General features: G+C 57.4%; 23 protein-coding genes. 4 read left to right on the plus strand and 19 right to left on the minus strand.

The features are described 5' to 3' along the window. Positions 1–70 precede the first annotated feature (70 nt). Both glmS and glmU read right to left on the minus strand, forming a co-directional pair. Positions 71–1,897, minus strand: a complete 1,827-nt coding sequence (glmS, locus tag A8C75_RS22705; RefSeq protein WP_067386810.1) for a glutamine--fructose-6-phosphate transaminase (isomerizing) — start codon at positions 1,895–1,897, stop codon at positions 71–73. Between the two features lie 148 nt (positions 1,898–2,045). Further along, positions 2,046–3,413, minus strand: a complete 1,368-nt coding sequence (gene glmU, locus A8C75_RS22710) for a bifunctional UDP-N-acetylglucosamine diphosphorylase/glucosamine-1-phosphate N-acetyltransferase GlmU (RefSeq protein ID WP_067386812.1) — start codon at positions 3,411–3,413, stop codon at positions 2,046–2,048. A 121-nt stretch (positions 3,414–3,534) separates the two neighbouring features. On the opposite strand from glmU, the gene A8C75_RS22715 reads away from it, so the two are divergent. After that, positions 3,535–4,275: a TrmB family transcriptional regulator gene (locus A8C75_RS22715; protein WP_067386814.1), complete on the plus strand. Its 741-nt coding sequence runs from the start codon at positions 3,535–3,537 to the stop codon at positions 4,273–4,275. A gap of 276 nt (positions 4,276–4,551) precedes the next feature. Here A8C75_RS22715 and A8C75_RS22720 read toward each other — a convergent pair whose 3' ends face one another. The 13 genes from A8C75_RS22720 to mnmG form a co-directional block, all read right to left on the minus strand. Next, on the minus strand, positions 4,552–4,977 hold the full coding sequence (locus tag A8C75_RS22720) for a F0F1 ATP synthase subunit epsilon (protein WP_067289254.1): 426 nt from the start codon (positions 4,975–4,977) through the stop codon (positions 4,552–4,554). A 34-nt stretch (positions 4,978–5,011) separates the two neighbouring features. Continuing rightward, positions 5,012–6,388 carry a F0F1 ATP synthase subunit beta gene (gene atpD / locus A8C75_RS22725; protein ID WP_067289252.1) on the minus strand — a complete coding sequence of 459 codons (1,377 nt, stop codon included), beginning with the start codon at positions 6,386–6,388 and terminating at the stop codon, positions 5,012–5,014. Between the two features lie 38 nt (positions 6,389–6,426). Further along, positions 6,427–7,290 (minus strand): F0F1 ATP synthase subunit gamma, encoded by an 864-nt coding sequence (gene atpG, locus A8C75_RS22730; RefSeq protein WP_067289249.1) that lies wholly within the window; start codon positions 7,288–7,290, stop codon positions 6,427–6,429. Positions 7,291–7,363: 73 nt separating this feature from the next. Then, complete coding sequence (atpA, locus tag A8C75_RS22735) at positions 7,364–8,908, minus strand: F0F1 ATP synthase subunit alpha (RefSeq protein ID WP_067386816.1); 1,545 nt, start codon at positions 8,906–8,908, stop codon at positions 7,364–7,366. Between the two features lie 15 nt (positions 8,909–8,923). After that, positions 8,924–9,460, minus strand: a complete 537-nt coding sequence (locus tag A8C75_RS22740; protein ID WP_067387608.1) for a F0F1 ATP synthase subunit delta — start codon at positions 9,458–9,460, stop codon at positions 8,924–8,926. Positions 9,461–9,472: 12 nt separating this feature from the next. Continuing rightward, positions 9,473–9,943: a F0F1 ATP synthase subunit B gene (locus tag A8C75_RS22745; protein WP_067289244.1), complete on the minus strand. Its 471-nt coding sequence runs from the start codon at positions 9,941–9,943 to the stop codon at positions 9,473–9,475. Positions 9,944–9,998: 55 nt separating this feature from the next. Further along, positions 9,999–10,229, minus strand: coding sequence for a F0F1 ATP synthase subunit C (atpE, locus tag A8C75_RS22750; RefSeq protein WP_020679585.1), 231 nt, complete (start codon positions 10,227–10,229; stop codon positions 9,999–10,001). 85 nt (positions 10,230–10,314) lie between these two features. Continuing rightward, positions 10,315–11,136 carry a F0F1 ATP synthase subunit A gene (atpB, locus tag A8C75_RS22755; protein WP_067386818.1) on the minus strand — a complete coding sequence of 274 codons (822 nt, stop codon included), beginning with the start codon at positions 11,134–11,136 and terminating at the stop codon, positions 10,315–10,317. Positions 11,137–11,152: 16 nt separating this feature from the next. After that, positions 11,153–11,560 carry an ATP synthase subunit I gene (locus A8C75_RS22760; RefSeq protein WP_067386820.1) on the minus strand — a complete coding sequence of 136 codons (408 nt, stop codon included), beginning with the start codon at positions 11,558–11,560 and terminating at the stop codon, positions 11,153–11,155. A gap of 246 nt (positions 11,561–11,806) precedes the next feature. Further along, positions 11,807–12,685, minus strand: a complete 879-nt coding sequence (locus A8C75_RS22765; protein ID WP_067386822.1) for a ParB/RepB/Spo0J family partition protein — start codon at positions 12,683–12,685, stop codon at positions 11,807–11,809. Next, positions 12,685–13,515: a ParA family protein gene (locus tag A8C75_RS22770; protein ID WP_067386824.1), complete on the minus strand. Its 831-nt coding sequence runs from the start codon at positions 13,513–13,515 to the stop codon at positions 12,685–12,687. The genes A8C75_RS22765 and A8C75_RS22770 overlap by 1 nt, the downstream gene beginning before the upstream one ends. A gap of 2 nt (positions 13,516–13,517) precedes the next feature. Next, positions 13,518–14,144, minus strand: a complete 627-nt coding sequence (gene rsmG / locus A8C75_RS22775; protein WP_067386827.1) for a 16S rRNA (guanine(527)-N(7))-methyltransferase RsmG — start codon at positions 14,142–14,144, stop codon at positions 13,518–13,520. Further along, positions 14,144–16,039, minus strand: coding sequence for a tRNA uridine-5-carboxymethylaminomethyl(34) synthesis enzyme MnmG (mnmG, locus tag A8C75_RS22780; protein ID WP_067386829.1), 1,896 nt, complete (start codon positions 16,037–16,039; stop codon positions 14,144–14,146). Before mnmG ends, rsmG begins: the two co-directional genes overlap by 1 nt. 1,040 nt (positions 16,040–17,079) lie before the next feature. Here mnmG and A8C75_RS22785 point away from each other — a divergent pair. From A8C75_RS22785 to A8C75_RS22795, 3 genes are all read left to right on the plus strand, one after another. Next, the gene (locus A8C75_RS22785; RefSeq protein WP_067386831.1) at positions 17,080–18,330 is read left to right on the plus strand and encodes a M24 family metallopeptidase; all 1,251 of its coding nucleotides are present in this window, start codon (positions 17,080–17,082) and stop codon (positions 18,328–18,330) included. An 80-nt stretch (positions 18,331–18,410) separates the two neighbouring features. Then, positions 18,411–19,283: a DMT family transporter gene (locus tag A8C75_RS22790; protein WP_067386833.1), complete on the plus strand. Its 873-nt coding sequence runs from the start codon at positions 18,411–18,413 to the stop codon at positions 19,281–19,283. 146 nt (positions 19,284–19,429) lie between these two features. Continuing rightward, positions 19,430–21,067 (plus strand): BCCT family transporter, encoded by a 1,638-nt coding sequence (locus tag A8C75_RS22795; RefSeq protein ID WP_067386835.1) that lies wholly within the window; start codon positions 19,430–19,432, stop codon positions 21,065–21,067. A gap of 80 nt (positions 21,068–21,147) precedes the next feature. On the opposite strand, the gene mnmE is transcribed toward A8C75_RS22795, so the two are convergent. The 4 genes from mnmE to rpmH form a co-directional block, all read right to left on the minus strand. Beyond that, positions 21,148–22,515: a tRNA uridine-5-carboxymethylaminomethyl(34) synthesis GTPase MnmE gene (mnmE, locus tag A8C75_RS22800; RefSeq protein WP_067386837.1), complete on the minus strand. Its 1,368-nt coding sequence runs from the start codon at positions 22,513–22,515 to the stop codon at positions 21,148–21,150. Between the two features lie 121 nt (positions 22,516–22,636). Next, positions 22,637–24,319 (minus strand): membrane protein insertase YidC, encoded by a 1,683-nt coding sequence (gene yidC / locus A8C75_RS22805; protein WP_067386840.1) that lies wholly within the window; start codon positions 24,317–24,319, stop codon positions 22,637–22,639. A gap of 13 nt (positions 24,320–24,332) precedes the next feature. Next, positions 24,333–24,707: a ribonuclease P protein component gene (rnpA, locus tag A8C75_RS22810; protein WP_067289207.1), complete on the minus strand. Its 375-nt coding sequence runs from the start codon at positions 24,705–24,707 to the stop codon at positions 24,333–24,335. Positions 24,708–24,739: 32 nt separating this feature from the next. Further along, complete coding sequence (gene rpmH, locus A8C75_RS23275; RefSeq protein WP_082708503.1) at positions 24,740–24,874, minus strand: 50S ribosomal protein L34; 135 nt, start codon at positions 24,872–24,874, stop codon at positions 24,740–24,742. Between the last annotated feature and the right edge of the window lie 598 nt (positions 24,875–25,472).

Below are 25,472 nucleotides of genomic sequence, written 5' to 3' on the forward strand. Positions count from 1 at the left end.
GCTGCCGGGCCTTTGCGTTGCGTGGCAATCCCGGCGCCCGATGGTGCGGGCGCCGGGGCAGCAGAAGCCGCTATTCCACCGTCACAGACTTGGCCAGGTTACGCGGCTGGTCGACGTCTGTGCCCTTGAGTACGGCGACGTGGTAGGACAGCAGCTGCAGCGGCAGGGTGTAGACGATGGGCTCCAGAATGCCCGGCATCGGCGGCAGTTCCAGCACCTGCACGCCCTCTTCGGGCTGTACTTCCTGGCGGCTGCCGGCGAAGACGAACAGCTCGCCGCCACGGGCGCGCACTTCCTGCAGGTTGGCCTTGAGCTTGTCGAGCATCTCGTTGCGCGGCGCCACTGTGACCACCGGCATGTCCTTGTCGACCAGTGCCAGCGGACCATGCTTGAGCTCGCCGGCGGCGTAGGCCTCGGCGTGAATGTAGGAGATCTCCTTGAGCTTGAGCGCCCCTTCCATCGCCACCGGGTTCAGGGTACCGCGGCCCAGAAAGAGGGCGTGTTGCTTCTCGGCAAAGGCTTCGGCCATTTTCTCGATGGCAGAATCCAGCCCCAGTACCTGCTCCAGCAGCCCCGGCAGTGTTTTAAGATCCGCCACTATCCGCGCTTCGGTCTCCGGAGTCAGTTCGTGGCGACGCCCCAGTACCAGGGTGGTCATCAGCAGCGCGACCAGCTGGGTGGTAAAGGCCTTGGTGGAGGCCACGCCGATTTCGGGGCCGGCATTGGTCATCAGGCAGAGGTCGGATTCACGCACCAGGGAGCTGCCCGGCACGTTACAGATGGTCAGGCTGGCCAGAATGCGATCACGCACCTCGCGCAACGCCGCCAGGGTATCGGCGGTTTCGCCCGATTGGGAAATGCTGATAAAGAGCGTGCCCTTGGGCAGCACCACCTTGCGGTAACGGAATTCACTGGCTACTTCCACCATGCAGGGAATGCCCGCCAGATCCTCGATCCAGTACTTGGCGATAAGGCCGGCATGATAGCTGGTGCCGCAGGCCACGATCTGCACCTGCCTGACCTGATCAAAGATGGCCGGCGCGGTAACGCCAAAGGCCTCTTCCAGCACCCGCTCGGCCCCCAGGCGCCCTTCCATGGCGGCGTGCACGACCCTGGGCTGCTCGTAGATTTCCTTGAGCATGTAGTGCTTGTATTCGCCCTTGTCGACGCTGCCGGAGCCATGCTCGAACCGCAGTACCGGGCGCTCAACCGACTCGCCGGCACTGTTCCAGATCTCGATCCCCAAGCGGCGCAGGCGGGCCACATCGCCCTCTTCCAGGTAGATGAAACGGTCGGTGACCTGCAGCAGCGCCAGCGGATCTGAGCCGATAAAGTTCTCGCCGATCCCCACACCTATAACCAGCGGGCTGCCCTTGCGCGCCGTGATCAGCTCGCCGGGATAGTCTTGGTGCATGACGCCCAGAGCAAAGGCACCGTGCAGCTGCGCCACGCAATCGCGCACCGCATCCAGCACGCTGGCGCCGGAGGAAATAGCGCTGTCCAGCAGGTGGGCTATGACTTCGGTATCGGTGTCGGAGGTGAACTCGTAACCCCGGGCGACCAGGTCGCGCTTGAGGCTCTCGTAGTTTTCGATAATGCCGTTGTGCACCACCGCCAGGCGGGCGCCGGACATATGGGGATGGGCATTGTTTTCGGTCGGCTTGCCGTGGGTGGCCCAGCGCGTGTGGGCGATGCCCAGCTGGCCGTCCAGCGGGGTTTCGGCCAGGGCATCACCCAGCGCCTGTACCTTGCCGGCGCGGCGCAGACGCTTGATCTGGCTGCCATCCCACACCGTCATGCCGGCGGAGTCATAACCGCGGTATTCCAGCCGACGCAGGCCTTCGAGCAGTATTTCCGATACCGGCCTTGCGGCGATAGCCCCTACGATTCCACACATGTTTCGATCCTTCCGCTTACGCGGGTACTGCTGCTTTATTAACTTAAGGACACACCGGCTTTGCGGCCGGTGTGTCCGTCACCCCATAATAGCTGCATCTCACAGCTGCATCGGGGCTCTGACAACTGCAACTAACTGGCGCGCAAGCTCAGTCCTGGCGCTTAGTCGGGCGCGGCCAGCCATCGAGATTGCGCTGCTTGGCCCGGGCCACCGACAACTGATCGCCGGCCACATCCCTGGTAATAGTAGAACCTGCGCCCACGGTTGCGCCTGCCCCCACCTTCACCGGCGCCACCAGAGCACTGTTGGAGCCGATAAAGGCGCCATCACCGATCTCGGTCTGTGACTTGTTCACGCCATCATAGTTGCAGGTAATGGTGCCGGCGCCGACATTCACGCCGCTGCCAATCAGGGCATCGCCCACATAACTCAGATGACTGACCTTGGAGCCTGCGCCGATACGGGCTTTCTTGGTTTCAACAAAGTTGCCAACCTTGACCCCCGCCGCCAGCACCGTGCCCGGACGCAGGCGCGCAAAAGGCCCGATATCGCAGTTTTCCTGCAGTGTCGCCTGTTCGATCACGGAGTTGGCCTTGATATGGCAGCCATCGCCGATCACCGCATCGCTGATATGGCAGTTGGGACCTATAGTCACATCGTTACCCAGGGTAACCCTGCCTTCGAACAGGCAGTTGATATCGATTACCACATCAAGCCCGACACTCAGGTTGCCACGCACATCCAGCCGCGACGGGTCCAGCAGGGTCACGCCCTGGTGCATCAGGCGCTGCGCTTCACGCAACTGATACCAGCGCTCCAGTTCGGCCTGCTGCAGACGGTTGTTCACGCCCTGCACTTCCTGCTCGTGTTCAGGCTGAATCGCCTCGATCAGCACGCCCTGCTCCGCCGCCATGGCGATGATATCGGTGAGGTAATACTCACCCTGGACATTGTTGCTCGAGAGCCTGGGCAGCCAGTCGGCCAGCAGCCTGGTGGGCAGCGCCAGTATGCCGGTGTTGACCTCATCCACTTCGCGCTGCGCCTCAGTTGCATCCTTGTGTTCGACGATGGCCACCACCTGGTCGGCGTCGTTGCGGATGATACGGCCGTAGCCGCTGGGATCGGTCAGCTTTACCGTCAGCAGGCCGAGCTTGTCTTGGGCGGCTATGGCAACCAGCTGACGCAGGGTCTCGCTGCGGGTCAGGGGGACATCGCCGTACAGCACCAGACTGATGCCGGAAGCTTCGGTGCCGTCCAGCGCCTGGGCCACGGCATGGCCGGTGCCCAGCTGTTCGGCCTGGAGAGCAAAATGGAGTGCCTGATCGCCCAGGGCTTCGCGCACCTGCTCGGCGCCATGCCCCACCACTACGTGTATGCGCGGTGCATCCAGCTCAACTGCACAGTCGATGACATGCTGCACCATCGGCTTGCCGCCGATGCCGTGCAGCACCTTGGGTTTCTTCGATTTCATGCGGCTGCCCTGTCCGGCCGCCAGAATAATCACATCCAATGACATCGTTACGCTAATCCTGCGCGCTGCGCGTTTTATCCGGTTAACTGAAGTAAAACTGGTTGTTGCAGACTTTAGCTGATAAAAAAGCAGATTCAATATTAGTTGTCAGTAAAATTTTGACAAAATGACCGATTCAATCTTTAGCCTGCTCGGCCTGGAAGAACGCGAGATACGCATTTACCGTGCCCTGCTGAGCCTGGGCCCCAGCGCCATACGTACCATTGCCGACAAGGCCGGCATCAATCGCGGCACCGCCTACGAGTGCCTCAAGAGCCTGCAGAGCAAGGGAGTTGTCACCTACCTGCCCAAGGGCAAGCGGCGCTACTTCTCGCCCTGTGATCCCGAGGTGCTGTTGCAGATGGCACAGGAACGTCAGGCTTCGCTGGACAATGCGGTGGGCCAGCTGCGCGGCAAGATAATCCCCGAACTGAACCACCTCAAGCCCGATTTCAGCGCCGCCAATGTGCAGTTCTACGAAGGCGACGACGGTATCGAGTTCGTGCTGCGGGATATCCTCAATACGGTGTCCGGCCAGCCTGATCCGGCCTATTCGGTATTCTCCTCCAAACCCATCCGGCGCCACCTGTACCGGCCCTTTCCGACCTATACGGTGCAGCGCATCGCCCGTGGTATCCAGGTGCGGGTCATCGCCATCGGCGAGGGCGGCGAGGATGCGGAACTGTCGGAGCGCAAATGGATTCGTACCAATGGCCCGGTGGATGCGGCTTACATCGCCATCTACCCGCCCAAGGTGGCGATTATCTCGCTGGCCTCGGAGAACTACCCCACCGCCGTGGTGATCGATTCCCGGGAAGTGTCAGCCGCGCAGAAGATCGTGTTCGATACGCTCTGGGGGCTGTTGTGAGATGTGAGGGGAAAGGTACGAGGTACAAGTTGAAAGGGGGTCGTGATTCGTGATTCGTGATCAGCGTGCAGGTTACACCTGCCAATGGGCAATCACTGTTTACCAGTCACCCCATACCAGCCGTAAGCTTAAAGCTGTCAGCTTACAGCTCATGGCTTACGGCTTACGGCTTACCAATTACCAATTACCAATTACCAATTACCAACTTCAGCATACAAACCACAAAAAAGGGGTAGCCAATGGCTACCCCTTTTTAATCGAGATCAGTTCGCAGGATCAGTGTTTACCTTTCTTGCGAAGCTGCTGCAGTGTGCGGAGCTGCGCAGCAGCTTCCGCCAGCTGCGTGGCCGCCCGCGAGTATTCAAACTCGGCGGACTTATCAGCCATCTCCTGTTGCGCATGCGTCTGAGCCTCGATTGCCGCCGCTTCACTCAGATCATTGGCGCGCAGAGCGGTGTCTGCCAGCACTATGATCTTGTGCGGTTGCACTTCGAGGAAGCCGCCGGAGACGTAAAAAACGTCTTCCTGGCCGCCCTGCTTGCGCAGCTCGACAGGGCCTGGTTTCAGTTCCGTCAGAAGCGGAGCGTGACCGGGGTAGATACCCAGGTCACCCAGGCTACCTGTTACCGATACGAACTCGATCAGGCCGGAGAAAACTTCGCCCTCGGCACTCACGATATCGCAATGAACAGTCATAGCCATGCTTATTACCTCTTAAAGGTTTCCGACCAAAACCTTACAGGTTCTTGGCTTTCTCAACCGCTTCTTCGATGCCGCCAACCATGTAGAAGGCCTGTTCCGGCAGGGAGTCGAACTCGCCTTCCAGAATACCCTTAAAGCCACGGATGGTGTCTTTCAGCGAAACGTATTTGCCGGTTGCACCGGTAAATATTTCCGCTACGAAGAACGGCTGAGACAGGAAGCGCTGGATCTTGCGCGCGCGGGATACGATCTGCCTGTCTTCTTCAGACAGCTCGTCCATACCCAGGATCGCGATGATATCCTTCAGTTCCTTGTAACGCTGCAGCACGTTCTGCACCTGACGGGCGATGTCGTAGTGTTCCTGACCGATTACCAGCGGATCCAGCTGACGGGACGTAGAGTCCAGCGGGTCCACAGCCGGGTAGATACCCAGCTCGGCAATCTGACGGGACAGTACTACAGTCGCATCAAGGTGGGAGAAGGTGGTCGCCGGAGACGGGTCAGTCAAGTCATCCGCCGGTACGTATACCGCCTGGATGGACGTGATGGAACCGGTCTTGGTCGAAGTGATACGTTCCTGCAGAACGCCCATCTCTTCGGCCAGAGTCGGCTGGTAACCTACTGCGGAAGGCATACGACCCAGCAGAGCCGATACTTCGGTGCCCGCCAGGGTGTAACGGTAGATGTTGTCGACAAACAGCAGTACGTCACGGCCTTCATCACGGAATTTCTCCGCCATGGTCAGACCGGTCAGTGCTACGCGCAGACGGTTACCCGGCGGCTCGTTCATCTGTCCATATACCAGAGATACCTTGTCCAGTACATTGGACTCTTTCATCTCGTAGTAGAAGTCGTTGCCTTCACGCGTACGCTCACCCACACCTGCGAACACGGAATAACCGCTGTGCTCGATGGCGATGTTACGGATAAGCTCCATCATGTTGACGGTCTTGCCGACGCCTGCGCCGCCAAACAGACCCACCTTGCCGCCTTTGGCAAACGGGCACACCAGGTCGATGACCTTGATGCCGGTTTCCAGCAGTTCGTTGGAAGCTGCCTGCTCCGCGTAGGTCGGTGCCTTGCGGTGAATCGGCATCCGTTCTTCTTCACCGATAGCACCGGCGTCGTCGATCGGGTTGCCCAGCACGTCCATGATCCGGCCCAGGGTCGCTTTGCCCACAGGTACGGAAATCGGAGCGCCGGTGTTTTCTACAGTCAGACCACGGCTTACGCCTTCGGTCTGGCCCATGGCAATCGCACGTACAACACCATCACCCAGCTGCTGCTGAACTTCCAGCGTCAGGCCGACTTTGGGTACTGTCAGGGCGTCATATACTTTCGGCACGCTGTCACGCGGGAATTCCACGTCGACGACGGCGCCGATAATCTGAACGATTTGTCCGCTACTCATGTTCGGATCCTCTAAAACGTTGAAACCCGTTTACTGCATCAAACTGCAGCGGCGCCACTAACGATCTCGGAAATTTCCTGAGTAATCGCAGCTTGACGAGCTTTGTTGTAAACCATCTTAAGCTCGTCTATCAGGTCGCCGGCGTTATCAGTTGCGCTCTTCATCGCCAGCATACGGGCTGCCTGTTCACAGGCATTGTTCTCGACCACCGACTGGTAGACCACCGACTCGACGTAACGCTGGAGCAGCCCGTTGAGCAGCTCTTTCGCTTCCGGTTCGTAGATGTAATCCCAGTGATGGCTCAGCTGTTTGTCGTCGTCTTCAGCCCGCAGTGGCAGAATCTGCTCAACCACGGGTTTCTGTGTCATGGTGTTAACGAATTCGTTCGACACCACGAACAGGCGATCCAGCCTGCCTTCTGCAAACGCATCGAACATCACCTTGACCGAGCCGATCAGCTCCGCCAGTACAGGTGCGTCACCCAGATGCGTTTTCGCTGCTACCACGTTGCCGCCGTAGCTCTTGAAGAAGGTCAGTGCCTTTGTGCCCAGCGCACAGACATCGATCGCAACGCCCTTGTCGTGGTAACCCTTCATGCTGGCGATGGTGGCCTTGAACGCATTGGTGTTCAGGCCGCCACAGAGACCGCGGTCACTGGCTACTACTATGTAGCCGACGCGCTTGGCCTCACGTTCCTGCATGTACAGGTGAGAATATTCAGGATTGGATTTCGCCAGATGCTGAATAACGCCACGGATACTGCGAGCGTACGGTCGGGACGACTGCATGCGATCCTGAGCCCTGCGCATCTTACTGGCGGCCACCATTTCCATGGCGCTAGTAATTTTGCGCGTGCTGCTGATGCTCGCAATTTGCGTCTTTATCTCTTTTCCGACTGCCATAGTTCCGCCTTTATACCTTGAACCGGTTATCGGTCTGCGGGGTTAAGCCCGCAGACCCTCTGCCCTAAGGCTGTTACCAGGTCTGGGTTGACTTGAACTTCTCGATTCCGGCCTTGAACTGCGCTGAAATCTCGTCGTTGTAGGCACCGGCAACGTTAACCTGAGCCATCAGATCCGCATGTTCGGACCTGAAGTAAGAGATCAGGGCCGATTCAAAGGCACCAATCTTGTTCAGCTCAACATCGTTCAGATGACCTTCGTTCGCGGCATACAGGCTCAGACCCATATCGGCAACCGACATCGGAGAGTACTGTTTCTGCTTCATCAGCTCGGTAACGCGCTGACCGTGTTCCAGCTGACCACGGGTCACGTCATCAAGGTCGGAGGCAAACTGCGCGAACGCAGCCAGCTCACGGTACTGAGCCAGTGCCAGACGCACACCGCCACCCAGTTTCTTGATGATCTTGGTCTGGGCTGCACCACCTACACGGGATACAGACAAACCTGCGTTGATCGCCGGGCGAATACCTGAGTTGTACAGGCTCGACTCCAGGAAGATCTGACCATCGGTGATGGAGATAACGTTGGTCGGTACGAACGCAGATACGTCGCCGCCCTGAGTCTCGATGATCGGCAGAGCCGTCAGCGAGCCAGTCTGGCCTTTAACTTCACCCTTGGTGAACTTTTCAACGTAATCAGCGTTAACGCGCGCAGCACGTTCCAGCAGACGGGAGTGCAAATAGAAGACATCACCCGGGTATGCTTCACGGCCCGGCGGACGACGCAGCAGCAGGGAGATCTGGCGATACGCCCAGGCCTGCTTGGTCAGATCGTCAAATACAATCAGGGCGTCCTGACCGCGGTCGCGGAAGTACTCACCCATGGTTGCACCGGCGTAAGGCGCCAGGAACTGCATGGCAGCAGGATCAGATGCGCCGGCGGCGACAACAATGGTGTGATCCATCGCGCCATGCTCTTCCAGCTTGCGTACTACGTTGGCAATAGTGGACTGTTTCTGTCCGATTGCGACGTAGATACACTTGATGCCTGTACCTTTCTGATTGATGATCGCATCGATAGCGATCGCAGTCTTACCAATCTGACGGTCACCGATGATCAGCTCACGCTGGCCACGGCCGATTGGTACCATCGCATCGATGGCTTTCAGACCGGTCTGAACCGGCTGATCAACTGACTGACGATCGATAACGCCCGGTGCAACTTTTTCAATTGCATCGGTCATTTTGGTTTCGAGCGGACCCTTGCCATCGATCGGGATACCCAGGGCGTCTACAACGCGACCGAGCAGTTCCGGACCAACAGGTACTTCCAGGATGCGGCCGGTGCAACGGGCAGTCATACCCTCTACCAGTTTCTGGTAGTCACCCAGTACAACAGCACCGACGGAGTCACGCTCCAGGTTCAGTGCCAGACCGTAAACGCCGCCGGGAAATTCGATCATTTCCCCGTACATGACATCAGCCAGACCGTGGATCAGGATGATACCATCGGACACGCTGACGATAGTGCCCTCGTTGCGGGCTTCAGAAGACACATCGAGTTTCTCGATGCGCTTCTTGAGAATCTCGCTGATCTCAGATGGATTCAGTTGCTGCATGATTTTACCTCACCCTCAGGAGCTCATCGCTTCGGTCAGTTTCGCCAGTCGGGCGCGGACCGAACCATCGATCACCAAATCTGCGCTACGAATAACAACGCCACCCAGGATAGATTTATCTACCTGAGTCGTCATTTTCACTTCGCGGCCCAGCTTGGCGCCGATTGCCTGAGTAAGTTTCTGTTGCTGCTGCTCGTCCAGTTCGAAAGCCGTAGTCACGTCTATATCGACGGACTGTTGCTGATTGGCTTTCAGCTGCTCGAACTGCGCCAGGATTTCCGGCAGCAGAGCTAAACGGCGATTTTCCGCCAGCAGGGTAATGAAATTCCTGCCAGCTTCGCTCAGGCTGTCTTCACAGACACCGAGCATCGCTTGCGCTTTCTGCTTGCTGGTCAGTGCGGGGTTACCCAGCACCTGGGCCATATGCCCATCCTGCGCCACAGTGGCAGCAAGACGGAGCATGTCGGACCAGGCATCAAGGGTTCCCTCAGCCAGCGCAAATTCGAACGCAGCTTTTGTATAGGGCCGAGCGACTGTATTAAGTTCAGCCATCATAAACCTCGCTTAAAGCTCGGTAGCCAGCTTGTTTAGGAGCTGAGCATGGGCTTTCTCGTCAATAGAGGTTTCCAGAATCTTCTCGGCGCCAGCCACAACCAGGGCTGCAACCTGCGAACGCAGGGCTTCCTTGGCACGGTTGACGTCTTGCTCGATTTCGGCCTGAGCGGCTACTTTGACACGGTCAGCTTCTGCACGTGCCTGCTCTTTGGCTTCATCGACGATCTGGCTCGCCCGCTTATTGGCTTGTTCAATGATGGCGGCTGCTTCCAACTTGCTTTCACGCATATTTGCAGTGGCCTTTTCCTGGGCCAGGTGCAAATCACGTGTAGCGCGGTCGGCAGCGTCCAGGCCTTCAGCAATCTTTTTCTTGCGCTCTGCCAGGGCACCGGTAATCGGTGGCCACACATACTTCATGCAGAATACGACGAAGAAGAAGAATGCAATGGCCTGACCAATGATGGTGAGATTGATATTCACGCCATTACCTCTCGCGGTTGTCTAATAGAGTAGATATACGAATGACTACTACTTATTAGCCGGCAACAGCGAATAGTACGTACAGACCCAGACCTACGCCGATCATTGGGATAGCGTCGACCAGACCCATGACGATGAAGAACTGTGTGCGAAGCAGCGGAACCAGCTCAGGCTGACGAGCAGCGCCTTCCAGGAACTTGCCACCCAGGATACCAATGCCGATAGCAGCACCGATTGCACCTAGACCCAGCATCAACGCAGCAGCGATATACAGCAGTTCAGCCATTAGATTTCTCCAGTTTTTCAAGGTTAAGTTAAAGTTAAAACGTGTAAAGCAAACTGTTTACAATTTTCCCTGACCAATATTTCAATCAGTGGTCATCGTGAGCCATCGCCAGGTACACGATTGTGAGTACCATGAAGATGAATGCCTGCAGGGTGATGATCAAAATATGGAAAATCGCCCAGGGTACTGACAGCAGCCACTGAATCCAGAAGGGCAGCAGTGCAATCAGAATAAAGATCATTTCGCCGGCATACATGTTGCCGAACAGTCGCAGCGCCAGTGATACCGGCTTGGCTATCAGGCCCACGATTTCCAGAAACAGGTTAAACGGCATGAAAATTTTGGGCAGCGGCTGAAATGCCAGCTCTTTAAAGAAGCCGTTTACGCCTTTCTGCTTGATGCTGTAGTACACGATCAGGGCAAATACGCTCAGCGCCATGCCGCCCGTCGCGTTGACGTCAGTCGTGGGAACCACTTTCATGAAGTGAATGCCCATTTGGCCGGCAATGTAGGGCAGCCAGTCAACCGGCACCAGGTCCATCGCGTTCATCAGGAAGACCCAGACGAAAATGGTCAATGCCAGGGGTGCGATAACCGGGCTCTTGTAATGGAAAATGCTTTTGACGTTGTCATCGACAAACTCGATGATCGTCTCGACAAAGTTCTGGGTACTGCCCGGTACGCCGGCGGTCGCGGTTTTGGCGACCTTGCCGAAGAACCAGAGGAAGAATACGCCAAGACCGACAGACCACAGCATGGTGTCGACGTTGATCGCCCAAAAGCCCATTGCTGCTGCTTCACCAGCACTTTCCGCCAGCTTCCAGCCCGCTTCAGGGTGGTTGCCAAACGTCAGATTGGTCAAATGGTGCGATATGTATTCTGAGGATGTAACTGTCCCGCTCGCCATTCTCAGTCTCTCTCACTTAAAGTTTCAGGAACCGTTTTTTGGACATCATCAGCAGCACCATGCCAAGCAGCTGCAACAGGATGAATGTACCAAATATGGAAAAGGGACTGAGGGGTTTAACCCAGATAAAGGTCGCGGCGAACCCGGCGACTGACAGTGCCATTTTCCATATTTGGCCGATATATAGCTGCGCAAGCACCATTCCAGCAGTAGAGCCTGCGCGATGGGGTAATGCTCGTAACGTCACGTACAGGTTGGGAACCAGATAAATAAGCCCACCCAGCAGAGCCGAGTACGCCATAACATTCCCTTTCAGCAGCAACGCCGCCGCTAGCAACAGCACAACGATCGCCTGAATCAGCAGAACACCAAGGATATCCTTCCTTGTGTCCCGGGACTGGGCCCCTATACGCTGGTTTCCCATGATATCCCCGAGTTCAAGTCGATCTGCCACGCCCGTTTTAGCGACTACCCCCTAAACAGCGTGCCGATTATAGGGGTATTGCTGTATGGCATCAACCGAAGTCCGCGCCTTTTGCACTAAGGTACTAGAGTGCCCGCCGTTGCTGTGACGGCGCATCGAGGCTGGGCTGGGGGCACTGAATCGCTTTTCGCACCCGCCTCGGGCGGCAAAGCCGCGCCGGGCCTGAGTGTGCAAAAAAACAGCAGCTTATTTAAGGGTCTTCAGAATGGCATCGAGCTCGGCTTCGCCACTGTAGGCAATGGTGATCTTGCCATTGCCACGGGCGTTGCGGCTGATGGAAACAGGTACCGAAAAGCGCTGCGACAGCTCTCCGGCCAGCTGTTCCAGGCCCGGATCGGGTTGCGCGGGCACAACACTGGGGGTTTCGGGGGTTTGCAGCTTGCGCACCAAAGCTTCGGTCTGGCGCACGGTGAGGCCGCGGGCAACCACGTCTCTGGCGGCTTCAAGCTGAGCTTCGCTTTCAAGCGCCAGCAAGGCACGGGCATGGCCCATTTCAAGATCGCCGTAGTCGAGCATCTTCTTGACCTCTTCCTCCAGCTTCATCAGCCGCAGAAGATTGGCAATGGTCGAGCGCGATTTGCCAACGGCCTTGGCGACCTGCTGCTGCGTCAGCTCGAATTCCTGCTGCAGTCGCTGCAGGGCCACGGCTTCCTCGATGGGGTTGAGGTTTTCGCGCTGAATGTTTTCGATCAGCGCCATGGCGATGGCGGACTCATCGGAGACTTCACGTACCAGCACCGGGATTTCGGTCAGGCCCGCCATTTGACCGGCGCGCCAGCGGCGCTCACCGGCAATGATCTCGAAGCGGTCCTTGCCGTCCACCGAGCGCACTACTATCGGCTGCATGATGCCCTGGGCGCGAATGGAATCGGCCAGCTCTTCCAGGGCACCGGGTTCCAGATCACGCCTGGGCTGGTAGCGGCCGCGCTGAATGGCGTCGACCGACAGCAGACGAAAGCCTTCCAGCGGCGCGACCGTTTCCCGGGTTACCGGCTCATGTACCTGTTCCACCGTGGACAGTAACGCATCCAGCCCGCGTCCCAGGCCCCGTTTCATTGCAGCCATCAGTTTGTTTCCTGTACCTGTGCTTTGTCAGCCGCCGCGGCATCGGCAGCCTGGGCCACCTTTCCCTGCGCCGTCTTGCGAATCAGCTCACCCGCCAGCGCGAGGTAAGCCAGGGCGCCGCGGGAGCTTTTGTCGTACATCAGCGCCGGCAGCCCGTGACTGGGAGCCTCGGCGAGGCGCACATTGCGCGGAATTACGGTGCGATAGACCTGGTCACCGAAGTAATCCACCAGATGATTGGACACATCGCGGGTCAGGCTCATACGTGGGTCAAACATGGTGCGCAGAATGCCTTCGATCTTCAGCTCCGGATTAAGGCGCTGATTGATCTTGTTGATGGTCCCTACCAGAGCGCTGATCCCCTCAAGCGCGTAGTACTCGCACTGCATGGGGATAATCACGCCGCTGGAGCAGGCCAGGGCATTGACGGTCAGGAGGTTCAGCGAGGGCGGATTGTCGAGCAGGATATAGTCGTACTCGTCCATGACCTCGAGCAGCGCCATCTTGAGACGGAACTCGCGCCGCGGCAGGCTCAGCAGCTCGACCTCGGCGGCGGTCAGGTCGCCATTGGCACCAATTACGTGGTAACCGCCCGGCACCTCGGTCAGACGCGCCTCGGCGGCGCTGGCCTGGTCGGTGAGCACATCATAGGCCGACAGCTTGAGGGTATGCTTGTCGATACCGCTGCCCATGGTGGCGTTGCCCTGGGGGTCCAGGTCGATCATCAGCACGCGCTTTTTGGTCGCCGCCAGTGAGGCCGCCAGGTTGACGCAGGTCGTTGTTTTGCCCACCCCGCCTTTCTGGTTGGTGATGGTGAGGATTTTCGCCAAGGTCAGGCTCTCCCGAGAATCAGCAGATGACGTGCACCCTCACTGCCCGGCACCCGCAGGGGATGACTGGCCTTGAGTTCGATTCCAGGCGTCAGTGCCCGGAGTTCGTCATCAGGATACAGACCTTTCATTGCAAGAAAAACACCATCTTCGCGGCACAGGTGGGCGGTCCAGTGCAGCATGGCCTCCAGCGAGGCAAAGGCGCGGGAAATCACCTGATCAAACGGTGGCCGGTCACAGCTCTCGGCCCGGCCGTTGATCACCTCGAGGTTATCGAGCCCCAGTTCCGCCTTTACCTGCTGCTGAAAACGGGTCTTTTTGCCGTTGCTGTCCAGCGTGGTCACGGCGATATCGGGGCGACAGATGGCCAGCGGTATGCCGGGCAGACCCGGGCCGCTGCCCACATCGATCAGACGCGGCCCCTGGATATGGGGCAGCACGCTGAGGCTGTCGATTAGATGACGGGCCACCATTTGCGCCGGATCACGCACGGCGGTGAGGTTGTAGGCCTTGTTCCACTTCACCAGCAATGCCAGATAGGCCATCAGCTGGTCTGCCTGTTGCTGGGTCAGCTCGATTCCCATTGCACCGCTTTGGCGCAGTAGCTGTTGCTTGAATTTTGCATCCATTAACTGGCGGCCTGCTCCTGGCTGGATTTAAAGCGGTGTTTTTTCAGGTACACCAGCAGCAGCGAAATGGCTGCTGGCGTCATGCCCTGAATACGTGATGCCTGGGCAATGCTTGCTGGCTGAACGGATTCAAGCTTTGAGCGCAGCTCGTTCGACAGACCACTGATCAGGCTGTAATCCATATCAGCGGGCAGCGCAGTATTTTCCTGGCGCTGCATCTGCTCGATTTCCTCGCGCTGGCGATCAATGTAGCCGGCGTACTTGAACTGGATTTCGACCTGCTCGGCCACCTGCGGATCAACCTCAGGCCCACCGGCCGCGGCGGCAACATCGCGGTACTCAAGCTCTGGGCGCTTGATCAGGTCCGCCAGATTGTATTCCCGCGTCAGCGGGGTTTTCAGTTTGGCGTTCAGCACAGTAGCGCGATCACTGCCGGGCTGCACCCAGGTTTCACGCAGGCGCTGCTTTTCCAGCTCTATGGCTTCGCGCTTGATGCAGAAATGCGCCCAGCGTGCATCGTCGACCAACCCAAGCTCGCGGCCTTTTTCGGTCAGGCGCAGGTCGGCATTGTCTTCACGCAGTATCAGGCGGTATTCGGCCCGGCTGGTGAACATGCGGTACGGCTCAGCGGTGCCGTGGGTAATAAGGTCGTCCACCAGCACACCGATATAGGCCTCGTCGCGGCGCGGATGCCAGGCATCACGCTCGAAGGCGCGGTTGGCCGCATTGATACCCGCCAGCAGACCCTGGGCGCCGGCTTCTTCGTAACCGGTAGTGCCGTTGATCTGACCGGCAAAGAAGAGCCCGTGCAGATGCTTGGTCTCCAGGCTGTGCTTGAGATCCTGGGGGTTGAAAAAATCGTACTCGATGGCATAGCCGGGCCTGGTGATATGCGCCTGTTCGAAACCGCGGATTGAACGCACGGCCTCGAGCTGAATATCGAACGGCAAACTGGTGGAAATACCGTTGGGGTAAAGCTCGTGTGTCGTCAGGCCTTCGGGCTCGACAAACACCTGGTGCGAAGTCTTGTCGGCAAAACGCATGATCTTGTCTTCCACCGAGGGGCAGTAACGTGGACCAGCACCTGCAATCACACCGGTGTAGAGCGGCGAACGGTCGAGCCCCTTGCGCAGAATCTCGTGTGTCTGTTCGTTGGTATGGGTGATGTAGCAGCTGACCTGACGGGGGTGCTGGCTCAGTTTGCCCATGAAGGACATCACCGGTACCGGAGTATCACCCGGCTGTTCCTGCATCACCGAAAAATCCACAGAGCGGGCATCAATACGCGGCGGGGTGCCGGTTTTCAGACGATCAACCCGCAGTGGCAATTCACGCAAACGGTCTGCCAGAGCGATGGATGGTGGATCACCGGCACGACCGGCGGAGTGATTTTTCAGACCAATATGAATCAGGCCACCGAGAAAAGTACCGGCGGTCAGCACCACCGAGGTGGCGTGGAATCGAATGCCCGTCTGGGTGACCACACCGCGGACTGTATCGCCTTGCATAATCAGATCATCGGCGGATTGCTGGAAGATCTGCAGGTTGGGCTGATTTTCCAGTATCTCGCGAATGGCGGCCTTGTACAGGATGCGGTCAGCCTGGGCACGGGTTGCTCTCACCGCCGGACCCTTGCGGGAATTCAGTACCCGAAACTGGATACCGCCCAGATCCGTCGCTGTCGCCATGGCACCGCCCAGGGCATCGATCTCTTTCACCAGATGACTTTTGCCAATACCCCCGATGGCTGGGTTGCATGACATCTGTCCGAGGGTCTCGATATTGTGAGTGAGCAACAGGGTTTTGGCACCCATGCGTGCAGCGGCTAATGCGGCTTCAGTGCCTGCATGACCTCCACCAATCACGATTACGTCGAAACGACCTGGATAATCCACCGATCTGTACCTCTGGTTGAGTATTGCCCGTCTGACAGACGAGTCAGTCGTAAAATGGGCGCTAAGTATACTCCCATGTTGTCGATTAGAAAATGTTCAAAAAATGAACACTCCCTTTGTCCAACGCTTTGTGTTCTTAAAGAGTTAAATATATTTTTCTTTATATATGTGTTTAATGATTGTTGTTGTTATTAGTAAAGCGACTTTTTGTTTAAAAGTCAATTTTATTGATATAAAACAAAGTCTTGCGTGAGTTGTTAGGTTGTTATGAAGGTGCTATCGGATGGGGGTGCAAGCGTTGCATAGCCTGTTGATGAAACCGGTGGTTATGCACAGGGCTGGTTATGCACAGTGATATCCAAAGGGCTGTCCCGTAGATACGCACAGGATAAAATCGACCCGGATCGCTGGAGCAAATATTTGCCGCTGCTGTGCCCTTTCTGTCAACAAGCTGTTGGCAAGACGAGGTCTTATCCACAACGGCTCAATTCGAGTGTACTTTCCTCCATATGCTGCAGTTTTAAGCCGGGGCTTCTAACCCGGCCGTGTTGACAGTTTCTGTGTTTAAATAGAATAAATGTATAAAATACAGCTAGTTATATATTGAACAACTCAGTTCATTAGCTGTTGTCTCATGGGGGTATAGCAGGTGCATAGTCACTGAATAAGCCTCTGTGTATAACCTCGGTTTAGGTGTCACTCGCCGCTTCGTTGTGTGTAACCTTATTCCTGTGAGTAAGTATTTTGCCATTATTGCCTGTGGATACTTTGCGATTTAGTGGAGACCTCGCCTGTATTATTCAAAAGTCTATATTGATGGTTCGAGATTCGATAGCTCGCTGAGAAAGCTGTTGAGATAGCCCGTCGAGATGTCCGCCGATCTGATCCGTTTGGACGCCGCCGATCCTGGCCCCTCCCGGGGTTGCAGGTCGGGTGATTTTTGGTAATGACCCGGTGAGTATTTGTCGATTTACAGCGTCTCTGGTTAGCGTATTTTTGACGCCACAATAACGACAATATGCTGCCTTTAAAGGTGAGTTATGCCCGATCAAAACCCGTGCTCAGACAAGCTTTCTGTCGTAGAGGCCCCGCTGCGCAATCCCGTCACGCCAGAAACGCACCGTGCGGCCAGGCGTTATCGTCTGCAGCGTGTGCGCGAGCAACTGCTGGCAAATGACTGCACTGCCATGCTGCTGTACGACCCGGTGAATATACGTTACGCCACCGACAGTTCGAACATGCAGGTCTGGACGCTGCACAACTATGCCCGCTATGCGCTGGTGTTTGCACAGGGGCCGGTGATCCTGTGGGAGTTCCACAATTGCGAGCACCTGCTGGCCGGCAATGAGCTGATCGACGAGATTCGCCCGGCGCTGAACTGGAGCTACTTTGGTGCGGGCTCGCGCATGGGCGAAAAAGCCGCACTCTGGGCTGCCGAGATCGCGGATCTGGTACGCCACTATGGCGGCAAGGGTGCGCGGCTGGCGGTGGACAAGGCCGAGTTCGAAGGGCTTGAGCTGTTGCAGCGTCTGGATTTGAAGGTTGTTGAAGGCCATAGCCTGATGGAGGAAGCCCGGCGCATCAAGTCGGCGGACGAGCTGGCGCTGATGCGCTGGACCATCAATGTCTGTGAGCAGGGTATCGCCCGCATGCACGATGAGTTGCGTCCGGGCATGACGGAGAACGAACTCTGGGCCTGGCTGCATTACGAGAATATCCGCAATGGCGGCGAGTGGATCGAGACAAGGCTACTGGCCTCAGGGCCGCGTACCAATCCCTGGATGCAGGAGTCCAGCGACCGGGTCATGCAGGCCGGCGAGATAGTGTCTTTTGACACCGATCTGATTGGCCCCTATGGCTACTGCGCGGATATTTCCAGAGCCTGGACGGTCGGCCATGTGACCCCCACGGATGAACAGCGCAGGCTCTATAGCCTGGCCCATGAGCAGATCCATACCAATATGGGATTGATCAGGGCCGGGCTCAGCTACCGGGACTTTACTCACCGGGCCTGGCCTATTCCGGCAGAGTTTCATCACAACCGCTATTGCTGCCTGATACACGGCGTGGGGCTGGCGGATGAATTCCCGGCGGTAGCCCATGCGGGGCAAGACTGGGACAGCAGCGGTTACGACGGCCTGTTCGAGGAGAACATGGTGGTCTGCGTTGAGAGTTATATAGGTGCCAAGGGCGGCGCTGAAGGTATCAAGCTGGAGCAGCAGGTACTGATTACCGCCAATGGCTGCGAGCCGCTGTCAGGTTATCCCTGGCAGGACGACTGGCTTCGTTAACATCTTGGATCAGAAACACTTTTTTTGGGATTCATCGCATTGACCGGTGAGTCCCTTTTTACGTTGCGGATACCTTAATCATGCCAATCAAGTTTTATCTGCAGGGCGCCTCCCTGGTGCTGCTGGCGGCGCTGGGCTTTAGCCTGCAGCCGTTGTTTGCCCGCGAGGTCTATGCAGACGGTGCCAATGCGCTGGGGCTGGTATGGTTGCGTTTTCTGGTGCCCAGCGTGCTGCTGTTAGTGTTTATTCCCGCTAAAACCCGGCGCCTGAGGCCGGGTGCTGGTGTGCTGGGTATGATCAACGGCATGGCATCGCTGTGCTATTTCATTGCCCTACAGCAGGTCACCGTGAGCCTGACCGTCATGTTGCTCAGCCTGTTCCCACTGCTGGTATTTCTGCAGGGCTGGGCACGGCGCCAGGAAAGCCTCACGGGGTCTCGCCTGCTGGCACTGGTCGGTGCCCTGGCGGGGGTGTATTTCACCCTGGATGGCGACTTCGCCGGTTCCTGGGGTGGCATCCTGTTTGGCCTGGGGGCGGCACTGTTTTACAGCGCCTATCTGGTGGGGGCGCCGCGCTGGATGCCCGTTGGTGATGCGCTGGGCTCCTCTGCCTGGACACTGATCGGGGCGGCGCTGGTGTTCTCGGTGCCGGCCATTCTGGGGTTTGCCGATATGCCGCAAACGATACGGGGCTGGAGTGCGGTGCTGGCGCTTGGCATTGTTTCGACCTTTATTCCCTTTCTGCTGCTGATCAAGGGCATTGGCATGCTCAGACGTCAGTTTGATGTGGCCATTTTTTCGACGCTGGAACCCGTGGCTTCGATCTTCTGGGCCTGGCTGATACTGCATGAAACCCTGAGTGAAAACAGCCTGCTGGGCGGAGTCATGGTGCTTGGAGCCGCCTTGCTGATGATCTGGTCACAGTCTCGATCTCAGCCTGCCTGTGTTTCCTGATGTGATCAAAACTCATTAGCCCCGGGCTAAAAAGTCGTTTGAAGCCCGGGGTCTATTTCCACACTATGCCTGCAGGAGAAGCTGAACGGCCCTGCAGGCTTTGGGCCTCAGTTCTCTCCATCTAAGAATAAAAGCGGAGAGCTTACATGCGTAGCAACACTGGCCTGTTCAGCGGGATAGATCCCGTTGTCACCCTGATTTCGAAAATACTGATTATCGGCTTCGTCGTCGTTTGCGCCGTGATGGCGGAAAAGGCCGGCGCCCTGTTCAGCAGCATATCGACCGATATCCTGCATCACTTCAAGTGGTTCTACCTGGCGATGGCGTCGGTGGTACTGATATTCCTGCTGTACCTGATGGCGAGCCGCTTCGGCAATATCCGTTTGGGACGGGATAACGAAAAACCTGAATTCAGCCTCGGCTCCTGGCTATCCATGCTGTTTAGCGCCGGTATGGGCATAGGCCTGCTGTTCTGGTCAGTGGCCGAACCCATGTGGCACTACGCCGGCAACCCCTTTTCGGCTACCGGCCTGAGTAACGAAGCGGCCCAGACCGCCATGCGCATCAGCTTCTTTCACTGGGGCTTGCATCCCTGGGCGCTGTACATCATGACCGCCCTGGCGCTGGCCTACTTCTCGTACCGCAAGGGCAAGCCGCTGACGATTCGTGCAGCCCTGACACCCGTGTTTGGCGAAGCCCGTCTGAACGGCTGGTTTGGTCACATGCTGGATGTGCTGATCGTGGTGATCACCGCTTTTGGCATTGCGACCTCCTTTGGTCTTGGCGTGGTGCAGATGAGTACCGGTGTGGAGCGGCTGTTCGGCATCGAGGTGGGCATCGGTAGCCAGATCGCCATGATCGGGGGTATCTCGGTGATCGCGATACTGTCGGTTATGTCCGGTGTCGGGCGCGGTATCAAGCTGCTGTCGGTGTGGAACATGGTGCTGTCGCTGGTGATTCTCGCCGCTGTACTGCTGTTCGGACCCACCCGCTACATCCTCAATACCTACCTTGAAGGCACCGCCGATTACGCCCAGAACATCATCGGCCTGAGCCTGTGGAGCGATGCCCAGGATGATACTCAGTGGCAGAACTGGTGGACGGCCTTTTACTGGGCCTGGTGGCTGACCTGGGCACCCTTCGTCGGCATGTTTATCGCTCGTATATCCAGGGGACGCACCATCCGGGAACTGATCGGTGGCGCGCTGCTGGCACCCACCCTGTTTGGTTTTTTCTGGATCGCGACCTTTGGCGGCGCCGCCCTGAGCTATGAACATGCCGATCGTACGGCACACCAGGCGCAGGTTGAAGCCGCAGCACCGTTGCAGGCCGAACAGCCTGCCTTTGAGGGCGGCGATATTCTGCTGGCCACCAAGGCGGATTCGACCCTGGCCATTTTCACCCTGTTTGACAAGATCGAGGCCGCATCCGGCTTGCCGGTCAGTACGCTGCTGAGCGCCCTGGCGACCCTGCTGCTGGTCACCTATTTCGTCACTTCGGCGGACTCGGGCACCCTGGTGCTTTGTACGCTGAGTTGTCGTGGCAGTCTGGAGCCGCCCCAGGCGAGCCGAATTCTCTGGGGGCTGATGGTGGGCGCCATAGCGGCGGGCCTGCTCTGGGCGGGGGGGCTCAAAACCGTGCAAACTGCCACCATCTGCGCAGCCTTGCCAGCGGCCATTCTGGTATTGCTGATGGCGATATCGGTGCACAGGGCGCTGCGTGAGGAACCTATTGCAGGCCTGCAAGCGGGGGTTGGTGAACAGGTATCGGCATCCGGCGCCTGATGCCTATACCTGACAAGATAAGGCAATAAAAAGCCCGCGACCGGCATAGCACCGGTCGCGGGCTTTTTTGTATTCACCCTTTACTTGCCGATACAGAAGCTCGAGAAAATACGCCCGAGCAAATCGTCGGAGCTGAATGCTCCGGTGATCTCGTTCAGCACCTGCTGGGCCTGACGCAGGTCTTCGGCCAGCAGTTCGCCCGCCCCCATATGTTCGAGCTGGTCACGGCCGGTGTGCAGCAGTTCATGGGCGCGCTCAAGCGCATCCAGGTGGCGTCGTCGCGCCATAAAACCGCCTTCGGTGGTGCTCTGAAAGCCCATGCAGTCTTTCAGATGCTCGCGCAGTACCTCTATGCCCTGCCCGTTTTTCGCGGACAGTGAGATAAGCGTGTGCTCACCAACTTGTCTTTTACCCGGTTCCTCGCCGCTGATATCGGCCTTGTTGCGGATTACCGTGACTTTCGACAGATCGGGCAGGTGCTCGACGAAATCGTGCCAGAGTTCATCCGGTTCTGTGGCGCTGGTCTGGGTGCTGTCGGCCATCATCAGGATGCGGTCGGCCTTGCGAATCTCCTGCCAGGCGCGGTCTATACCGATGCGCTCAACTTCATCCGGTGCATCGCGCAGGCCCGCGGTATCGATAATGTGCAGCGGCATGCCATCGATATGAATGTGTTCGCGCAGGACATCACGGGTGGTGCCGGCGATATCGGTAACGATGGCGGTTTCACGCCCGGCCAGCGCATTCAGCAGGCTGGACTTGCCGGCGTTGGGGCGCCCGGCGATCACCACGCTCATACCCTCGCGCAGCAGGCTGCCCTGGCGCGCTTCCTTCTGTACTGCCTCCAGCTGATCGATGATGCGCAGCAGGTCGCCCAGCACCTTGCCGTCAGCCAGGAAATCGATCTCCTCCTCGGGGAAATCAATCGCCGCCTCCACGTAGATTCGCAGCTGTATCAGGGCTTCGACCAACGCATGGATGCGGCGCGAGAACTCGCCCTGCAAGGAGCGCAGCGCACTCTGGGCGGCCTGTACGGAACTGGCGTCGATCAGGTCGGCAATGGCCTCCGCCTGGGCCAGGTCGAGCTTGTCATTGAGGAAGGCACGCTCGGAAAACTCGCCAGGCTTTGCAAGCCTTGCACCGAGTGTAAGTACTCGCTTTAGCAGGAAATCCATCACCACCGGGCCACCATGACCCTGCAGCTCCAGCACGTCTTCGCCGGTAAAGGAATTGGGGCCAGGGAAGTAGAGCGCGATGCCCTGATCGATCTCCTGCCCGTCTGTATCACGGAAGGGGCCGTAGTGGGCGTAGCGTGGCTGGGGGCTCAGACCGAGAACGCTCTGGGCGATGGCAGCGGCCTTGCGTCCGGAAACGCGGATAATACCGACGCCGCCACGGCCGGGTGCGGTGGCCTGGGCTGCGATGGTGTCCTGATTGATTGGGCTCATGGGCGTTCTGTTCCGGTTTAGGCGCGTACGCGGCGATGCAGAGCATCTCAAGGATGTACTTCTGCGTACACCGCGTCTAACGAAAAAAGGCTCCCGAAGGAGCCTTTCTTGATGCAGCCTGTTAGCTGCTGGCTTTGACTTCTTTCTTGCCGTCGCCTTCGATCTGCTTGTTGATCACATACTGCTGTGCGATCGACAGGATGTTGTTGACCACCCAGTACAGCGTCAGACCGGAGGGGAACCAGAGGAAGAAGAAGGTGAAGACGATAGGCAGCATCTTCATGATCTTCGCCTGCATTGGGTCCGGCGGAGACGGGTTGAGCGACTGCTGGATGAACATGCTCACGCCCATCAGGATCGGCAGAATGAAGTACGGATCCTTGGCGGAGAGGTCAGCCAGATAGAGGAAGTCGGCCTGGCGCAGCTCAACGGACTCCATCAGTACCCAGTACAGGGCGATGAAGATCGGCATCTGTGCAACCATCGGCAAGCAGCCGCCCAACGGGTTGATCTTCTCTTTCTTGTACAGCGCCATCATTTCCTGGGACATCTTCTGGCGGTCATCGCCATAGAGTTCCTTCAGACGCGTCATTTCCGGGCCAAACTTGCGCATGTTGGCCATGGATTTGAAGGCTTTGGCATTGAGCTTGAACAGCGCGCCTTTCACCAGAATGGTGATGGCGATGATCGACAGACCCCAGTTGCCCAGCAGATCGTGAATCCAGGTCAGCAGCGAGTGCAGTGGTGAGGCGATCCACCAGAGCCAGCCGTAATCGACGGTCAGCTGCAGGTCTTCCTGAGCGGCAGCCAGCTGCTCCTGATCCTTGGGGCCGGCAAAGAAGGTGGCTTTCACGCTCTGCTGCTGGCCAGGCGCTACTGTCAGCGCAGGGGAAACAAAACCTGCGATGTAGTTGCCGTTCTGCTCGCGAGTGCTGTAGGTGTATTCGGCACCGGGGGCTGGAATCCAGGCACTGATGAAGTAGTGCTGCACCATGGCGACCCAGCCATCGGCGGAGCGCTGCTTGAAGGCGCCGTCATCGATGTCGTCGAAATCATATTTCTGGTAGTTGTTCTCGGCGGTGGAGAAGATCGGACCCAGGTACGACTGCATGCCCATATCGGTGGTGGCGGCAGGATCTTCACTGCGGTCACGCTTGATCTGGCCAAACAGGTTGGCGCTCCAGCTCTGCTGGCTCTGGTTGTCGACAATATATTCCAGGCCGATCTGGTACGAACCCTGGGTGAAGCTGTAGCGCTTGATCACCTTGACGCCGGCGGCATCGGTGAAGCTCAGGTCTACGTTCAGGGTATCGGCTGCACCTAGATCAAACTCGGCGCCTTCAACGGCATAAACCGGGCGGCCGGAGCTGGCGGCGTCGGGGCCATTGGGGCCAACGAGTCCGCTCTGGGCAACATAGGTGCGATTGCTGGTCTGCTCCAGCAGTACAAAGGACACATCGGAATCGATGGTGGCTTTGTATTGGGGCAGTGCAACCTGAATGATATCGCCACCGGTAGTGTCAACCAGCACGTCCAGGACATCGGTCTTGATGCTGATCAGGCGGGATTTGACTGCGGCGGTCGGGGTGCTTTCGGTGCCTGTCGCGGGGAGTTCTGCACTCTGCGCTGTGGCGGTTATGTCTGCGGTGGGCAGTTCGTCACCGGCAGGACTGCTATAGGCCGAAACAGATGTCTGGCTTGCCGGAGCGGCGGGCTTTGACCCGTAATCTTCGTTCCACTGCAACACCAGCACATAGGAAATCAGTGCAAGGGCAGCAAATGATATGACTCGCTTTACATCCATGGCGTAAGGACCATTATCTCTGCGGGTTAGCTTTTTTTGCCTTGTGTTTCAGCCGTGACCAGCATTTTTTCATAAGCTGATGCACTTCTTCGGGTTCAAGCTCATCCAGGCCTTTGCGTGCCAGAATTACGAGATCAACCGGGGGAAGATTATGCTGATTAAGGCGAAATGACTCGCGAATGATACGTCGAATACGATTGCGTTTCACAGCGCGACGCACATTTTTTTTGGAGATGACAAACCCGATACGGGGGTGATCGAGCTCGTTGAAGCTGGCAAGTATCAATATGGGCTGATCAGGGACTTTCAGAGAGACTTTGTCAAAAACCTTCTGAAAGCCCTCGCCAGTCAGAATCCTGAGCTGGCGAGGATATTCGAATCCGGCCATCCACTGCTACCAGATCATAAGCGTTGTGCACATTAAGCACACAGACGCTTACGACCTTTTGCACGGCGACGGTTCAGTACCAGGCGGCCATTTTTGGTAGCCATGCGAGCACGGAAACCGTGGCTGCGCTTACGTTTCAGTACGCTGGGTTGAAATGTTCTTTTCATGGGTTCAGTCCTACTCACTCAGTCCTGACTAACATCGCGAGGAGTGTTAGGAGACTGGAAAAATCACGGGTAAAAATCAGACGCGACACTATAGGGTAAATAGCGGGCCTTCGCAACGGCTTCGTTGGCACGAATGCACATTAAATGACCGTTTTGTGGGCTTGGGGGCGCACAGAGGTGCGGGTTTCCACGCCGCTATGGGGTGGCTTTATATAAAGGAAGACTGTGCACGACTCTGTTCAGGGAGCCCTGTGCGGCGAGGTTGAAACAGCTATGGGGGCTTGAGTCGCGCAGTCTGAGTACCTGCTGTGCCCTGTTTCAAGGTTGCGGTATATTTTTGTTAGTAAGTTATTTAAATTCTTTAAAAACATATAAATAGGATGTTCGTAACCTGTTACATAAGCTGTCATTAAGTAGTGAGCTAGCTGACTTTGGCCGCGCAGGGAGGTATCAGGCGCTGGTTTTGGCCGCTTCAGGCCCGGTGCGGGGGCAGTGGGAAATAAGTTTTCAACACTGTGGATAAGTTTCATTTTACCCGTTAGAATCACCCGCTATAACGTTGCTAGTGATAGCGTTCGGCCGCGCCACAGGAGAGTCA

The organism is Marinobacterium aestuarii (assembly GCF_001651805.1).
Classification (GTDB): domain Bacteria; phylum Pseudomonadota; class Gammaproteobacteria; order Pseudomonadales; family Balneatricaceae; genus Marinobacterium_A; species Marinobacterium_A aestuarii.

Bases quoted from the DNA above. Each gene is read 5' to 3' on its own strand.
- A8C75_RS22760 (WP_067386820.1), bottom strand. From the start codon at position 11,560: ATGGGAAACCAGCGTATAGGGGCCCAGTCCCGGGACACAAGGAAGGAT.
- atpE (WP_020679585.1), bottom strand. From the start codon at position 10,229: ATGGCTGAACTGCTGTATATCGCTGCTGCGTTGATGCTGGGTCTAGGT.
- A8C75_RS22785 (WP_067386831.1), top strand. From the start codon at position 17,080: ATGCCCGATCAAAACCCGTGCTCAGACAAGCTTTCTGTCGTAGAGGCC.
- A8C75_RS22720 (WP_067289254.1), bottom strand. From the start codon at position 4,977: ATGGCTATGACTGTTCATTGCGATATCGTGAGTGCCGAGGGCGAAGTT.
- yidC (WP_067386840.1), bottom strand. From the start codon at position 24,319: ATGGATGTAAAGCGAGTCATATCATTTGCTGCCCTTGCACTGATTTCC.
- glmS (WP_067386810.1), bottom strand. From the start codon at position 1,897: ATGTGTGGAATCGTAGGGGCTATCGCCGCAAGGCCGGTATCGGAAATA.
- atpB (WP_067386818.1), bottom strand. From the start codon at position 11,136: ATGGCGAGCGGGACAGTTACATCCTCAGAATACATATCGCACCATTTG.
- A8C75_RS22765 (WP_067386822.1), bottom strand. From the start codon at position 12,685: ATGGCTGCAATGAAACGGGGCCTGGGACGCGGGCTGGATGCGTTACTG.
- atpA (WP_067386816.1), bottom strand. From the start codon at position 8,908: ATGCAGCAACTGAATCCATCTGAGATCAGCGAGATTCTCAAGAAGCGC.
- glmU (WP_067386812.1), bottom strand. From the start codon at position 3,413: ATGTCATTGGATGTGATTATTCTGGCGGCCGGACAGGGCAGCCGCATG.
- atpD (WP_067289252.1), bottom strand. From the start codon at position 6,388: ATGAGTAGCGGACAAATCGTTCAGATTATCGGCGCCGTCGTCGACGTG.
- rpmH (WP_082708503.1), bottom strand. From the start codon at position 24,874: ATGAAAAGAACATTTCAACCCAGCGTACTGAAACGTAAGCGCAGCCAC.
- A8C75_RS22795 (WP_067386835.1), top strand. From the start codon at position 19,430: ATGCGTAGCAACACTGGCCTGTTCAGCGGGATAGATCCCGTTGTCACC.
- rnpA (WP_067289207.1), bottom strand. From the start codon at position 24,707: ATGGCCGGATTCGAATATCCTCGCCAGCTCAGGATTCTGACTGGCGAG.
- A8C75_RS22790 (WP_067386833.1), top strand. From the start codon at position 18,411: ATGCCAATCAAGTTTTATCTGCAGGGCGCCTCCCTGGTGCTGCTGGCG.
- mnmE (WP_067386837.1), bottom strand. From the start codon at position 22,515: ATGAGCCCAATCAATCAGGACACCATCGCAGCCCAGGCCACCGCACCC.
- atpG (WP_067289249.1), bottom strand. From the start codon at position 7,290: ATGGCAGTCGGAAAAGAGATAAAGACGCAAATTGCGAGCATCAGCAGC.
- A8C75_RS22715 (WP_067386814.1), top strand. From the start codon at position 3,535: ATGACCGATTCAATCTTTAGCCTGCTCGGCCTGGAAGAACGCGAGATA.
- rsmG (WP_067386827.1), bottom strand. From the start codon at position 14,144: ATGGATGCAAAATTCAAGCAACAGCTACTGCGCCAAAGCGGTGCAATG.
- A8C75_RS22740 (WP_067387608.1), bottom strand. From the start codon at position 9,460: ATGGCTGAACTTAATACAGTCGCTCGGCCCTATACAAAAGCTGCGTTC.